12 protein-coding genes are annotated in these 14824 nt (G+C 61.8%); 7 read left to right on the forward strand and 5 right to left on the reverse strand.

The features are described 5' to 3' along the window. The first annotated feature begins 126 nt into the window (after positions 1 to 126). The 7 genes from ABI546_RS18900 (at position 127) to ABI546_RS18930 (ending at position 7020) form a co-directional block, all read left to right on the forward strand. Entirely contained in the window at positions 127 to 636 is a 510-nt protein-coding gene (locus ABI546_RS18900) for a TRAP transporter small permease (RefSeq protein WP_348049084.1), read from the forward strand. Beyond that, on the forward strand, positions 633 to 1952 hold the full coding sequence (locus ABI546_RS18905) for a TRAP transporter large permease subunit (protein WP_348049086.1): 1320 nt from the start codon (positions 633 to 635) through the stop codon (positions 1950 to 1952). Before ABI546_RS18900 ends, ABI546_RS18905 begins: the two co-directional genes overlap by 4 nt. Before the next feature lie 93 nt (positions 1953 to 2045). Further along, on the forward strand, positions 2046 to 3098 hold the full coding sequence (locus ABI546_RS18910) for a TRAP transporter substrate-binding protein (RefSeq protein WP_348049088.1): 1053 nt from the start codon (positions 2046 to 2048) through the stop codon (positions 3096 to 3098). A gap of 262 nt (positions 3099 to 3360) precedes the next feature. Then, on the forward strand, positions 3361 to 4338 hold the full coding sequence (locus ABI546_RS18915; protein ID WP_348049090.1) for an MBL fold metallo-hydrolase: 978 nt from the start codon (positions 3361 to 3363) through the stop codon (positions 4336 to 4338). Positions 4339 to 4468: 130 nt separating this feature from the next. Next, complete coding sequence (locus ABI546_RS18920) at positions 4469 to 5023, forward strand: NUDIX hydrolase (RefSeq protein WP_348049092.1); 555 nt, start codon at positions 4469 to 4471, stop codon at positions 5021 to 5023. Positions 5024 to 5156: 133 nt separating this feature from the next. Next, the gene (locus ABI546_RS18925) at positions 5157 to 6143 is read left to right on the forward strand and encodes a recombination-associated protein RdgC (RefSeq protein ID WP_348049094.1); all 987 of its coding nucleotides are present in this window, start codon (positions 5157 to 5159) and stop codon (positions 6141 to 6143) included. 169 nt (positions 6144 to 6312) lie between these two features. Beyond that, on the forward strand, positions 6313 to 7020 hold the full coding sequence (locus tag ABI546_RS18930; RefSeq protein ID WP_348049096.1) for an amino acid racemase: 708 nt from the start codon (positions 6313 to 6315) through the stop codon (positions 7018 to 7020). A gap of 10 nt (positions 7021 to 7030) precedes the next feature. Here the strand turns inward: ABI546_RS18930 and ABI546_RS18935 are convergent, their stop codons facing one another. Genes ABI546_RS18935 through ABI546_RS18955 form a run of 5 tightly spaced genes read right to left on the reverse strand, consistent with a single transcriptional unit; the run spans position 7031 to position 14716 of the window. Next, the gene (locus ABI546_RS18935; protein ID WP_348049098.1) at positions 7031 to 10759 is read right to left on the reverse strand and encodes a molybdopterin cofactor-binding domain-containing protein; all 3729 of its coding nucleotides are present in this window, start codon (positions 10757 to 10759) and stop codon (positions 7031 to 7033) included. Then, positions 10756 to 11256 carry a (2Fe-2S)-binding protein gene (locus ABI546_RS18940; protein WP_348049100.1) on the reverse strand — a complete coding sequence of 167 codons (501 nt, stop codon included), beginning with the start codon at positions 11254 to 11256 and terminating at the stop codon, positions 10756 to 10758. Before ABI546_RS18940 ends, ABI546_RS18935 begins: the two co-directional genes overlap by 4 nt. Positions 11257 to 11307: 51 nt before the next feature. Next, entirely contained in the window at positions 11308 to 12045 is a 738-nt protein-coding gene (locus ABI546_RS18945; protein WP_348049102.1) for an ABC transporter ATP-binding protein, read from the reverse strand. Continuing rightward, complete coding sequence (locus tag ABI546_RS18950; protein ID WP_348049104.1) at positions 12045 to 12824, reverse strand: ABC transporter ATP-binding protein; 780 nt, start codon at positions 12822 to 12824, stop codon at positions 12045 to 12047. The genes ABI546_RS18945 and ABI546_RS18950 overlap by 1 nt, the downstream gene beginning before the upstream one ends. Then, on the reverse strand, positions 12821 to 14716 hold the full coding sequence (locus ABI546_RS18955) for an ABC transporter permease (RefSeq protein WP_348049106.1): 1896 nt from the start codon (positions 14714 to 14716) through the stop codon (positions 12821 to 12823). The genes ABI546_RS18950 and ABI546_RS18955 overlap by 4 nt, the downstream gene beginning before the upstream one ends. Positions 14717 to 14824: the final 108 nt, after the last annotated feature.

Genomic DNA, 14824 nt, shown 5'->3' on the forward strand with positions numbered 1-14824 from the left:
ACCGCGCAAATATGCCCTTTAATTCGGGGTAACCCGCCTGCCCGTTCGCACCTTCAATTCTGATAATCGGCTTACCCGGTTTTTGGGGAGCTCCCAAACGCCACGCCCTGATTTTGGAGAGTCTTCTTGAAAGTCCTGCAGTCCCTTGCAAAACTCTGCGCCGTGCTCGCGGGCGTATTGCTCACAACCATCACCCTGATAACCTGCGCCAGTCTGATAGGCCGCAACCTTCTGGGCGCCACGCTGGTCGGCGACTTTGAACTCACCGGCGTGGTCGCCGGCGCGGCGATCGCGATGTTCATGCCCTTTTGCCAGGCCAAGCGCGGCAACATCATTGTGGATTTTTTCACCGCAAAGCTGGGGCAGGCCTCCAACGACAAGCTGGACCGTTTCGGCGCATTACTGCTGGGCGTGATGTTCGCCTTGCTGGCCTGGCGCACCACGCTGGGCGGCATCAATTCCTACGTCACGCATTCAGAGACACAGATCCTCGGTTTTCCGGAATGGACGGTCTACGCCGCCATGGTTCCGCCCTTTGTGCTGACCTGTGTGATTGGGCTGCACCAGTGCCTGTTCGGATTTGGCGACAGCCATGACGAACAAAGTGAGCTTGACGAGCTGGAGGCGCACATATGAGCGCGATCTCGCTCGCCCTCGTCATCTTCGGCATCATGCTGGCCTTCATGGTCGTCCGCGTGCCCATCTCTGTCGCCATGTTCACGGCGGGCGCCATCGGCTACGTGATGCAAACCGGCTGGGGACCGTTTTCCAGCTTCATCAACACCCAGGCCTTCGCACGTTTTGCCAGCTATGACCTCTCAGTAATCCCGCTCTTCATCCTGATGGGGCATTTCGCAACGCAAGGCGGCATCAGCCGTGCCCTGTTTGGTTTCGCGGCCGGTGTGATGGGCCGCTTCAAGGGCGGGCTGGCCATGGCGTCCATCCTGGCGTGTGCCGCCTTCGGTGCGATCTGCGGCTCCTCGGTGGCCACCGCCGCCACCATCACCGGCGTCGCGCTGCCCGAGATGAAACGCCACGGCTATTCGGGCCGGCTTGCCACTGGCACGCTGGCGGCCGGCGGCACGCTGGGCATTTTGATACCGCCGTCCGTGCCGCTCGTTATTTACGCCATCCTCACCGAGCAAAACATCGCCAAGCTGTTTGCTGCGGCTATGGTGCCGGGCATCATCGCCATGCTGGGTTACATGGTGGCCATTGCCATCTATGTGCGGCTGGTTCCGGGCCAGGCGCCCGAGGTGGACAACGACCGGCCGCCGCTCACCCTGGCTTCGTTGCTCGGCATCTTGCCCATCGCCGTCATCTTCATCATCGTCTTCGGCGGCATCTACGGCGGTTGGTTTACCCCCACCGAAGGCGCTGCAGTGGGCGCGGCAGCCACCTTGGTGGCGGCCCTGCTCAAACGCGAGATCACCTGGGCCAAGTTCAAGCTGTGCTTTTACGCGACGGCGGAAAGTTCAGCCATGATTTTCCTGATCTTCATCGGCGCCGACCTGATGAATTCCGCACTTGCCCTGACCCAGGTGCCCAATCAGCTCGCCGGCGTGGTCGGCGGCTGGGGCCTGTCGCCCCTGATGGTCGTCACGGCGATCCTGCTGTTCTACGTGGTGCTGGGTGCGGTGATGGACGAGCTCTCGATGTTGCTGCTGACCATCCCGATCTTTTTCCCGATGGTGATGGCCCTGGACTTCGGGATGGCCAAGGAATCCACCGCGATCTGGTTCGGCATCATGGTGTTGATGACTGTCGGCTTCGGCATGCTGGCACCGCCGGTAGGGCTCAACGTCTACGTGGTCAACGGACTGGCCAAGGACGTGCCCATCAGCGAAAGCTACAAGGGCGTCATGCCCTTCCTGATCAGCGACACCCTGCGCACCACCTTGCTGCTGCTGTTCCCCGGCATATCGCTGTGGCTGGTGAAATACGTGAGCTAGGGCTTTCACCGCTTCTCAAACCCGTCCGCTTGCCTTAAGTTACCTACATTGGTTGGCCGCATTGGTCAGCTACCTTGTTCACAGGAGACACGCATGATTCATCGACGAACCCTTCTCAAGACCAGCGCCGCCGCTGCCCTGGGTGCACCGGCCCTGTCGGGCCTGGCCCAACAAGCTGTGACCCTGAAGTTCCACACCTTCATGTCACCCTCGTCCAACGTCTGGCTGGGCATGCACAAGCCCTGGATGGAGAAGGTCGAAAAAGAATCCGGCGGCCGCATCAAGTTTGAAGCCTACCCGGCCATGCAACTGGGCGGCACGCCCGTGCAGCTCTATGACCAGGCCAAGGATGGCGTAGTCGACGTGGTGTGGACCTTGCCCGGCAACACCGCCGGCCGCTTCCCGCGCATCGAGGTGTTTGAGCTGCCTTTCATGATGTCGAACGCCGAAGCCACCTCCAAGGCCTATTGGGAATACGTGCAGACTATGGCTCCGGACGAATTCAAGGACACCCAGGTGCTGGCGCTGCAGGTGCACGGCCCCGGCGTGATCCACACGGTCGACAAGCCCGTCAAGTCGATTGCCGACATGCGCGGCCTCAAGCTGCGCGCACCGACGCGCCAGGTCACCAAACTGATGGGTGTGCTGGGCGCGACGCCCGTGGGCATGCCACTGCCGCAAATCCCTGACGCACTCAGCAAGGGCACCATCACCGGCTGCGTGATTCCCTGGGAAGTCGTGCCTTCGGTCAAGGTCAACGAGCTCACCAAGTTCCATGCAGAGTTCGACCCGGCCGGCGGCAGCCTCTACACCACCACGTTTGTGATGGCCATGAACAAAGCCAAGTACAACTCGCTGGCGCCTGACCTCAAGAAGGTCATCGACAACAACTCCGGCATGGCCACCTCGGCCTGGCTGGGCAAGGTGCAGCAGGGCAACGACGTGCCCGGCCGCAAGACCGCCAGCGACCGCGGCAACACGATCTACACGGTGAGCGCAGCCGAAGCCCAGGAATTCCGCCGCAAATCACGCACGGTGGAAGTCGAATGGGTGGAGGACATGAACAAAAAGGGCTTTGACGGCAAGAAGCTGCTGGACACGGCACGCGGCCTGATCGAAAAGCACACCAAGACGACAAAAGCCTGATCGGCAGGCCGCGCGTGGCGCGCGCATCAAGGAAACCGGGTTGCTACCCGGTTTTTTTATGCCTTTTCTATTTTGATGCCTTTTCGGCCTGCAAGCCAATGAATACAGGCGCAAGCAGCTCCTGATTTCATAGCAACGCCTATTCAGGCAAAACCTGCACGGTAGCCGGGTTACTGCAGCCGTGTGCTCGTCCTGCGGCGCGTCTGCATAAGAATCCACCCCGCACACCTCATCATTGCAATCCATCCAAGGGAGTCATTTCATGTCACGTTCTTTGAAAAGCCTGGCCACCACCATCGTGGTCTCCAGCCTGGCCGCATCTGCCACCCTTTTCACGCTGCCGGCTCTTGCCGCCGGCCCCATGGTCAAAACCCAGGCGCCCGGCTACTACCGCCTGGCGCTCGGCGACTTTGAAGTCACCGCCTTGTCCGACGGCACCATCAAGCTGCCGGTGAAAGACCTGCTCACCAACACGACGCCGGTCAAGGTCGGCGCAGCGCTGAAGCGCTCGTTTCTGCCTGATACGGTCGAAACCTCGGTCAATGCTTACCTCGTCAACACGGGCAGCAAGCTGGTGCTGATCGACACGGGCGCCTCCGGCCTCTTCGGCCCAACCCTGGGCAGCCTGCAGGCCAACCTCAAGGCCGCCGGCTACCAGCCTGAGCAGGTCGACGAGATCTATATCACCCACCTGCATCCCGACCACGTTGGCGGCCTGGTGACAAACGGGACCATGGCGTTTCCCAATGCCGTGGTCCGCGTCGACAAGGCGGACGCCGACTTCTGGCTGGATGAAGCGAAGATGAAGGCTGCGCCCAAAGAGTCCCAGGGCTTCTTCCAGGGGGCCATGGCGTCGCTCAAGCCTTACGTAGATGCCGGCAAACTCAAGACGTTTGAAGGCGCCACCGAGCTTGTGCCCGGCGTCAAGACGCAACCGACGCACGGCCACACGCCCGGCCACAGCGTGTATGTGGTGGAAAGCAAAGGCGAGAAGCTGGTGCTGTGGGGCGACCTCATGCACGTCGCAGCCGTCCAGTTCGACAACCCGGAGGTCACCATCAAATTCGACTCTGAATCGCCTCCGGCCGCCAAGGAGCGCGCCAAGGCCTACGGCGATGCCGCGAAAAACGGTTACCTGGTCGGCGCAGCGCATATCGCCTTCCCCGGCCTGGGCCATGTCCGCAAGGGCGCCGGCAAGGCTTACACCTGGGTTCCGGTGAATTACTCATCACTGAAATAGAAAATAAAGAAGAATAGCCATCCAGCCCAATTAGGCTGTGCGCCAGCAGCTATTTTTTTGATAGCAACCCAGCGGGCCTGCCGTACGCCGCGGCAGGCCTCACGAGGCGCAAAGCCGCTACACTGGTCAGATGCAACGCCTGCCCCTGAACCACTGCCGCGTCTGCGGCACCGCCGTGGCTTACCGTTTGCCGGATGACGGCGATACGAAGGAGCGGGCCGTCTGCCCGGCCTGCAATGCCGTCCACTACGAGAACCCCCTGAATGTCGTCGGCACCGTGCCGGTTTGGGGTGAAGACGGCGCGCAAGTGCTGCTCTGCAAACGCAACATCGAACCGCGCCGCGGCAAATGGACACTGCCCGCCGGCTTCATGGAGCTGGGCGAGACCACGTCGCAAGGCGCAGCGCGTGAGACCGATGAAGAAGCCGGTGCGCAGTATGAAATGCTGGGCCTTTTCACGGTCATGAACGTGGTGCGTGTCGGGCAGGTGCACCTGTATTACCGGGCACGGCTTTTGAGCACCGAGTTCGATCCGGGCCATGAGACCATGGAAGCCAGGTTGTTCACTGAGACTGAAATTCCCTGGGACGAAATTGCCTTCAAGACAGTGAAGCAGACGCTGGAGCAATACTTTGAAGATCGCCGCAAAGGGTCTTTCGGTATTCACTCGTTTGATATCGAATGAAGATACCCGTGCCGGACTCGCCACTACGGCCCGCGTAAAAGCAGCCGGTAAAATTTCCTTGATCCATTCTTTGACCCCAGCCGCCTGACAACGCTCGGCCGGCTCCTTTCCTTCAACCCCTTCCCCGGATTCCATGTTCAACACCGCAATCTTTTTTCGCATTGCCGACGATTTCGTGCTTCCACCGCTGGAAGCGCTTGAAGAAATTTTCCAGTCCCACCGCTTTGTGCCGTGTGGCGCCACAGAGCCCGAGTCCAGCGGCTGGGTGCCGCCGCGCGGTAACAAGAGCGCCGTGCTGCTCGAAAGCGTCGGCCGCCAGCTGATCGCCCGGCTTTGCACCGAGCGCCGGCCCGTGCCTTCGTCGGCCATCAAGGCCGCCGTGGAAGAGCGCATCGAAAAGTACAAAGAAGAAACCGGCCGCGAGCGCGTGGGCGCCAAAATCAAAAAAGAGTTCAAGCAGGAAGTGATGCTGGACCTGCTGCCGCGCGCGTTCACCAAGCGTTCGACCACCACGCTCTGGATTGACGTGGTCAATAAATTCCTGGTGGTCGACTCCGGCAACCTCACCGGCGCAGACAAGATCGTGAGTTACCTCGTGGAGGCGCTGAGCGAAGTGCCAGGCGCCCTGCCCGGCCTGAAGGCCAGTCCCATCCAGACGCAGATGTCCGCCGCGGCATCGATGTCCCACTGGCTGTCGACCCGCGAAGCCCCCTACAACTTCACGGTAGACCGCGACTGCGAACTCAAGACACCCGATGACCAGAAGTCCACGGTCCGCTATTCACGGCACACGCTGGACATCGACGAAGTGGCCCAACATATCACCGCCGGCAAGCTGCCGACGCAGCTGGCGATGACCTGGAACGAACGCGTGTCCTTCGTGCTGACGGAAACCGCGCAGTTGAAAAAACTCAAACTGCTCGATGTGGTGCTGGACGGCATTCAGGAGAGCGGCAAAGACGACGACGGCTTTGACAGCGATGCGGCCATCATCACCGGCGAGCTGTCTTCATTGATTCCTGACATGCTGGAGGCACTGGGAGGGGAACTCGCGGAGGGATCGGTTACGCCACACCCGGCAAGCTCGGGCGCCACCGATCCGGTAGCAGAACCCGCATAGTGATCGCGGTGGGGAAGCACGTTTTGCGTCTGCAGGGGCGCCCCGTCGCTATTTGCAGGGTGGGAAAACTTGAAAATTCCCGGTGACAGCACCAACTGCACCCAGTTGTATTAGCCGCAGTTGATTGCACCCGCACCGCATCCATCCATCCCGCACGGAGACACAAGCCATGCCCCAACACATCGGTATCGTCGGCTGCTCTGCCGAAGGCGCTGCGCTCTGCTACCAGACCATCTGCGTGGAAGGCGCCCAGGCTCTGGGGCCGCATGCCCACCCGGAGGTGTCGATGCATACACCGTCGCTTTCCGATTACATGGCCTGCATTTACCGCAATGACTGGGATGGCGTGGGCGACATCATGCTCGCTTCTGCGCACAAGCTCGCAAAGGCCGGTGCCGACTTCCTGGTCTGCCCGGACAACACCATCCATCAGGCGTTTTCCTACGTGCAGGAACGTTCCCCACTGCCCTGGCTTCATATTGCTGAGGTTGTGACAGAAGAAGCCGTCAAGCGCGGATATCGGCGCATCGGCATCACCGGCACCCGCTGGCTGGTTGATAGCGATGTCTACCCCGCCAAGCTGGTAGCGCGCGGACTGGAATACCTGCGTCCCGGCGACACGGAGCGCGACGAAATCAACCGCATCATCATGGACGAGCTGGTGTACGGCGCTTTCAAGCCCGAAGCAGTTGCGTATTTCCAGAAAGTCATCGAGCGGATGAAAAGCAGCGGCTGCGACGCAGTCGTCCTGGGCTGCACGGAAATCCCGCTGATCATGAACGACTCGAACTCTGCCTTGCCGACACTGGACTCTACCCGTCTGCTGGCGCGGGCGGCGCTTGCCAGGGCGACACAGGGTGGCATTGCGGCTGCCTGAATGAAAAGGCTTAGCGCTCACCCTGCGTAGCGCGAAGGCGTGAAACAGTGGCCGGCAAGTCCTGCCAGGCGGGTTCTGAGGGGGCGTAGCGGCCGCGCATGTAGGCCACCAACATTGCAACCTGGGCATCGTCCAGGCTATGCCTGAAAGCCGGCATGAAACCGATGTCTGCGCTGGCTGGCGACTGAATACCTTCAAGGATCACCCGCACAAGGTTGTCGGGCCGCTCGCTCTGCAGCTTGCTGTTAAGGGCCAGCGGCACGTTCACCCCCAATAGCCGCGGGCCGTCGCCATCGTGATGGCACGATGCGCACGCGCCATTAAACAAACGCTGGCCAGGGCCCGGCAAGCTCGTGGAAGATTGCTGAGCGGACAACACGACCTGTCTGGCGCGCTGCACGCTCTCGGCTTCTGCAATGGGTTCGTTAAAAGATACCAGATAGGTCGCCATTGCACGGATATCGTCCTCCGGCAAGGCGGCCAGTTCCCTGATCACGGGCGCCATCGGCCCTGCGGCAACGCCGTGCTGCGGTGAGTAGCCGCTACGCAGGTACTGGTACAGCTCTGCGGAGGTCCAGGGTACCGGCGCACGCGAGAGTGCTGTCAGCGCTGGAGCGTCCCAACCATCCACCACCGCTCCACTTAAAAAGGCCTTTTCGCTGCGCTCGGCGCCCGCGGCGTTGCGCGGCGTGTGGCAGGCGCCGCAGTGACCCAGGCCGTTAACCAGGTAGGCACCCCGATTCCATTCGGCAGTTTGCGCCGGGTCGGCACGGTAAGGCGCCGGGTCATGAAACAGGGCGTTCCATCCGGCCATCAGCGGCCGCACACTGAAAGGAAAGGCCAGCCGCGTGGCCGGCGGTTCTGATCGCACGGGAGGCTGGGCCATCAGGTAGGCATACAGCGCCGTCAGGTCTTCGTCGCTGGTTTTGGCGAAGGCTGTATAGGGGAATGCCGGGTACAGATAGTGGCCATCGCGGGAAATCCCTTCACGCATGGCGCGCTGAAAGGCACTGAAAGACCACAGGCCTATGCCGGTGTCCGCATCAGGTGTGAGGTTGGTGGTGACAATTTTTCCGAAGGGCGTATCCATGGCCCTTCCACCGGCATTGGGTGTGCCGCCGGGTGCTGTGTGGCACACCACACAGTCGCCCGCTGCGGCCAGCTGCCGGCCGCGTTCCAGCGTTGCGGCGGTGTAAACAGATGCGCCGCTGTGAGCCACCGGTGCAATGGCCGATCGGCCACCTGCCAGCGCCCACGCGATGCCGACACCCCCCGCGAACAAGGCGCCTGCGCGAGACCACCAGCGCATTCCTTTCGGCCATGCTGCGCCTTTGGGTGCCGCCTTTGGCAGCCGGGGCGGCGCTGCCTGTGGAGCTGGCTCAGTTACGGGTCCGGGGTTGAGCGCGGCGCGCACCACTTCCGGCGTAAAGGGTGGCTGGCGAAACCGCACGCCCGTGGCGTCAAAAATCGCGTTGGCGATGGCCGCTGTTCCGGGCACCGAAGACGACTCCCCGGCACCGAGGGGAGGTTCCCCGGGGCGCGCCATCGTCACGACCTCAATGACCGGCACATCCCTGAAGTTCAGGATGGGATAACTGCCCCACTCGAGGCTGGTCACCGCATTCGTTTGGGGCGACACAGTGACCTGCTCTGTGAGCGCACGGCTTGTGGTTTGCACCACATTGCCGTGAATCTGGTGTTGCACGCCCGCCGGATTGATCAACGTGCCGGCATCATGTCCAACCACCACACGCCGGACATGGACCTCCCCGGTCTCGCGGTTAACCTCGACATCTGCCACCCACGCAGCCCAGGCCGCCCCAAAACCCGGCCATTTGCTGTGGACGTAGCGGGCATATGCAAAGCCCTGCCCCCGCAGCACATCCTGCGGTTCCCCGGCCGCTTGTGCCTGCTGCTGCGGTGCGGTGTGCACCACCCAGCCGGCACGCTCTGCCGTGGCGCGCACCAGCTCGGCGGCACGCGGTTCTTTCAGATAGCGCAGCCGAAACTCCACCGGGTCAACGCCGGCGGCTGTTGCCAGCTCGTCGATGTAGGACTCATGCGCGAATGAATTGGGCAGCGCCGAGACCCCACGCAGCCACGAGGCGCGCAACAGCGGAGCCATGTCGTTGACGGCAATGCGCATGTTTGCATAGTCGTATGGCGGCCGGGCCGTACGGTCACCCATTTCATAAGCCTGCGCGACCGGCTCTATGGTGCGGGTCAGCAAGAGTGCCAGTGTAGGGGCACCGTTTGACGGATAGGAGGTCTGAAAGTCATACGCCGCGACAGAGCCGTCGGCATTGAGCCCGCCGTTCACCTGCATCAACTGGGCCGCGCCTTTAGGCTCCCAGGCGTGCTCCTGCTCACGCGTCAGTTGCACACGCACAGGGCTGCCCGCGGCGCGCGACAGCAGTGCGGCGTCGGCGGCCACATCGTCAGCGCAATTTCGCCCATAGCAGCCGGCCGCTTCCATGCGGATCACGTCGATGCAGATATCGGCCAGGCCGGTCAGGCGTGACAGATCGGCCCGCAGCACGTGCGGGTTCTGCGTGCCCGCCCATACCGTCAAGTGATGTTCCGCCGCCGGGCCGCTCCCCAGGCGGAACGCGGCCCCCTCGGGGGGCAGTGAGCCACACGAAGTGGGGGAACGTGGGGGTACTTCTCGCCAATCGGCGACGGCACAGGAGGGGCCGATGGAGCCATGCATTTGGTAGGGCCACACATAATTGCGGGCTAGGGCCTGGGCAGCACCGACCATCGCCGCGTCCACATCACCGTCATCAATGAGCCTGCGCTGACTGGCGGGATTGCTGCGTATCGCCTGCTCAAGGTCATCCAGGACCGGGAGGCCCGGCCAGGGCTTCCAGCACACGCGCAACTCGCGCAGGGCCTGTTCGGCATGCTCCTCCCGCTCCGCGACGATGCCAACAAAATCGCGAATCACCACGACTGCGCGAATGCCCGGAATGTGGGCGATGGAAGATTCGTCCACCGACTCGAGCGTATTGCCGATGAAGTCGCCGTGGTCCGCTCCGGCGTAGGGCGGCCGCACCACCCGGCCGTGCAGCATGCCGGGCACCCGCATGTCATGCACAAACATCAGTGCGCCGGTGGCCTTGGCGGGAATGTCCAGGCGCGCCGCACTCGTGCCAACGATGCGATAAGCGGACGGATCCTTGACCGGCGTATCCGGCGCCAGCAGAAGTTGTGTGTGCTGCCGGTGCAGCAATGCGCCATAGCCTACCGATTTGTCTTCTTGCCCTGCCACCGACACAATGCCGCCGTGCACAGCCAGCAAGGAGGCGTCCACCTTGAGTACGTCGGCAGCACGCGCCACCAGCCAGGCACGGGCCTGGGCTGCGGCGGCACGCAAGGGAATGGCGTGAACCTGGATGGTCGCACTGGCGATCGTGGCGCCCTGGTTGGGCGCACGCGTCGTATCACCCAGGACCATATTGACCTGCTCCAGCGCAACGTCAAGCTCCTCTGCCACGATCTGGGCCAAGGCCGTCCGGATACCAGTGCCAAGGTCCACATGACCGTTCAACGCCGTCACACTGCCGTCGTCCCACACGGCAACCAGGATTTCGACACCCTCCAGGGGGTTGGCGCTGACAAGTGCGGGTTGGCCCGGGGCCGCCGCAGTCGCCGGTGGCGGCTCGCGGCTCACCAGCAGGACGCCGTTGGCCGCATGAAAGTCGGCGCGCGTCAGCGGCGCATCGGCGCGACGCGTCACGACTGACTCCGTCGGGTGAAATTTTGGCGCGTCAGCTCCGCCGCACGCAATACGGCTTTGACAATTTCGAGATGGGTGCCGCAGCGGCAGAGATTGCCGGAAAGCTCGCGGCGTATGTCTTCTTCTTCCGGTTCGGGGTTTCGCGCCAGCAGGGCAACCGTCATCATGATCATGCCGTTGAGGCAATAGCCGCACTGGGCCGCTTGCTGTTCAATAAATGCCTGTTGAACCGGGTGAAGCGCGTCCAGCGTACCCAGGCCTTCCAGCGTGGTGATCTGGCGGTCTGCCACACCGTGCGCCGGAATGACGCACGCGCGAGCCGCCACGCCATCGACCAGCACAGTGCAGGCGCCACACTGTCCCAGGCCGCAGCCATACTTCGGACCATTCAGTGCGAAGTCGTTGCGCAGCACCGTCAGCAGGCTGGCCTCCACCGTCGCAGGCAGAGTGCGCCTCACCTGGTTAACACATAGCGTGACCGTGCAACCCATATTCATTGAAGCGCAATGAGAGTGCGCATTCGGCTCCCGTTACCGACGGAGCAATGTCTAGACGCTGAGGTAGGCACGGCGTACCTCTTCGTTGCTTGCAAGGTCTGTCATGGTCCCCTGGAAGCGGATCTGCCCTTTCTCCAGGACATAGGCCCTGTCGGAAACCAGCTCGGCGAAATGCATGTTCTGCTCTGACAGCAAGATGCTGACGCCGTGAGACTTCAGCTCCAGAATCATGGTCGCCATTTGTTCAACGATGACGGGTGCGACACCCTCTGAAGGCTCATCCAGCAAAACAAGATAAGGGTTGCCCATCAGTGTCCGTGCCACGGTCAGCATCTGTTGCTCACCACCGCTCATGCGGCCACCGGGCCGGTCAGGCATTTCGCCCAGGTTGGGAAACAGCTTGAAAAGGCGTTCCGGCGTCCACACAGGCGCTTCACTGCCGTCAGGCCAGCGGCGCGGTGCCTGACGCCCTACTTCGAGGTTCTCCATCACCGTGAGGTCGGTGAAGATCCTGCGGTCTTCCGGCACAAAGCCCAAACCCATGCGAGCCGCGTGGTGCGGCTCGCTGCCGGAGATATCTTTGCCAAGGAACGACACACTGCCGCGGCGCTTGTCGAGCATCCCGATCAGTGATTTCAGGGTCGTGGATTTACCGGCGCCGTTGCGCCCCATAAGCGCGACAACTTCGCCGCGCCCGACGGCAAGGTTGACATCGAAGAGGATTTGCGCCGCGCCGTACCAGGCCGACAAACCTTTTGCCTCCAGCAGAATCTCATCGCCGTTGCCCATTACGCTGCTTCCTTCTCGCCGGCTTTTTTCTCGAACGTCTTGCCACTGCCGAAATAGACTTCCTGGACTTTGGGGTGCTCCCGGACCTCGAGCGGTTTGCCTTCTGCGATCAACCGGCCACGCGCCAGCACGATCATGCGGTCGGCATAGGCAAACACCACGTCCATACTGTGCTCGGTAAACAGCACCGCCATGCCCCGCTCAATGACCAGTTGTTTGGTCAGCGCCATCAGGTCGTTCCGTTCCTTGGGCGCCATACCGGCTGTAGGCTCGTCCATCAGCAGCAGCTTGGGTTTGCTGGCCATGGCCATGGCCAGTTCCACACGCTTGACATCGCCATACGCCAGCACACTGCAGGGGCGTTCGGCCTGAGCTTTCATGTTGACTTGCTCGAGCAACGCCATGGCTTCGTCGCGTTTATAGTCCGCCGCGCGGCGCCACATGGAAAACAGCCGGCGATCTGCCGACAACAGGGTCATCTGGACGTTCTCCACGACCGTCAACGAAGAAAAGGTCTCGGCAATCTGGAAGGTACGGCTGACGCCGCGCCGCCAGATTTCACGAGGCGCCAGGCCGACCAGCTCCTGTGATTCCAGCTGGATGGAGCCCGCATCTGCTCGCAGCTGGCCGTTGACCATATTGAACGTGGTTGACTTCCCGGCACCGTTGGGCCCGATCAGGGCCAGCAATTCGCCCGCCGCCAATTCGAAGTTGATACCGTCAACAGCCCTGACGCCACCGAACGATTTACCCAGCCCTGTCACCTTCAACAAGCTCATGGCCTTTCTCCCACGCCGCGATACCGGGCAAACAGCTGTTTGGCAAACCCTGCAATTCCCTGCGGGAACAACAACACCAGAACCAAAATGATGGCGCCGAGCATGGCGCGCCAATAGTCGGTGTTTCTTGCAACGGTATCGTGCAGCCAGGTGAACGTGACCGCGCCCACCACAGGCCCCAAAAGCGTCTGGATACCGCCCAGCAAAACCATCACCAGGCCGTCTATCGACTTGCTCACATGCAGGCTTTCCGGTGAGATGCTGCCTTTGGAAAAGGCGTAAAGCGCGCCGGCCAACCCTGCAAACGCACCCGCGATCACAAACGCAACCCATTGCACGCGTTTGACATTCATGCCGATGGCATCCGAGCGCAGCACCGAGTCACGTGCCGCACGCATGCCATAGCCAAACGGTGAATACAACAACCGGTGCATCAGCAAGACGCCCCCTGCGACCAACACCAGCGTGAGGTAGTAATACATGCGCTTGTCCGCCAGCCACTCCGATGGCCATACGCCGGTCAGTCCGTTGCTGCCACCGGTGAGCGAATCCCACTGATAACAAATTGCCCAGGTGATTTGCGCAAAAGCCAGCGTCAGCATGGCCAGATAGACACCCGACAGCCTGACGCAAAACCAACCATAAATAAATGCGCCCAGTGCCGCCACGAGGGGCGCAACGACCAACGCCAACTCCATGGGCATGTTCAGGCTGCGCACCAGCAGCGCGGCGCCGTAGGCGCCCAGGCCGAAGTAAGCGGCATGGCCGAACGAATGCATGCCCGCAGGCCCCATGATGAAATGCAGGCTGGCGGCAAACAGCACGGCAACCAGCAGATCAATCAGCAGGACCGTGACGTAAGGAGACTGCGATGCCAATACGGGCATCAAGGCCAGCAGCGTCAGCAGGCCGGCGCAACCGTAGGTATACAGGCGCTGCGGCCGGCGTAACGGCTGTTCCGCCGCTTCTGCATGGCGGCTGGGCGCCTGGGGCCTGCCGAACAGCCCCCAAGGGCGCGCAACCAGGACCACGGCCATCACCAGAAATTCCACCACCAAAGTCAATTTGGAAAAGGAAATGCTGATGCCCGCAATTTCGACGAGTCCCAGCCAGATACAGATGGCCTTGAGTTCTGCGATCAGCAGCGCCGCCACATAGGCGCCTGGAATGGATCCCATGCCACCGACCACCACCACCACAAATGCGGCGCCAATAATGTTCAGGTCCATCTCCAGGTTAGCGGGCTCACGCGGCAGCTGAAGCGCGCCGCCAAGACCCGCCAGAAGTGCACCCAATGCAAACACAGCCGTAAATAGCCACGCCTGGTTCACGCCGAGCGCGCTGACCATTTCACGGTCCTGGGTGGCGGCCCTTACCAGCGTACCCCAGCGGGTTTTTGTGAGCAGAAGCCACAGCAGGCCGAGAACGACAGGTCCCGCGACGATGAGAAAAATATCGTAGGAAGGAAACTGGCGTCCAAGAATCGATACAGAGCCGGTCAAGCCGGGAGCTCTGGGACCCAGCAACTCCTCTGCGCCCCAAAACCACAGCACGCCGTCCTTGATCACCAGGCCCAGCGCAAACGTTGCAAGCAGCTGAAAAAGTTCCGGTGCACGGTATACGCGGCGAAGCAACAAGACCTCGACCAGGCCGCCGAGAACGCCCACAGCCAAAGCGGCAATCAGCAAGGCAGGCCAGAAACCCAATGTGCTACCGAGTACGCTGACCAGCGAATAGGCAACGTAAATACCCACCATGAAAAAAGACCCGTGCGCGAAGTTGACAATCCGGGTGACCCCAAAAATCAGCGACAGACCGGCGGCAACGAGAAACAGAGACGATGCGCCAGCCAGCCCGTTAAGCAACTGCACGATAAAGCCTGAAAAGCTCATGAACAAACCTTTTTTGCGGGAAAGTGCAGCCGTTCGGCAGTGGATATCAGCGCTGGGCGCATGACGGAAACCTTGCACGCCCAGGCCGACATCGAAGCATGCGCGGGG

The organism is Polaromonas sp., assembly GCF_039932935.1.
GTDB lineage: Bacteria > Pseudomonadota > Gammaproteobacteria > Burkholderiales > Burkholderiaceae_C > Polaromonas.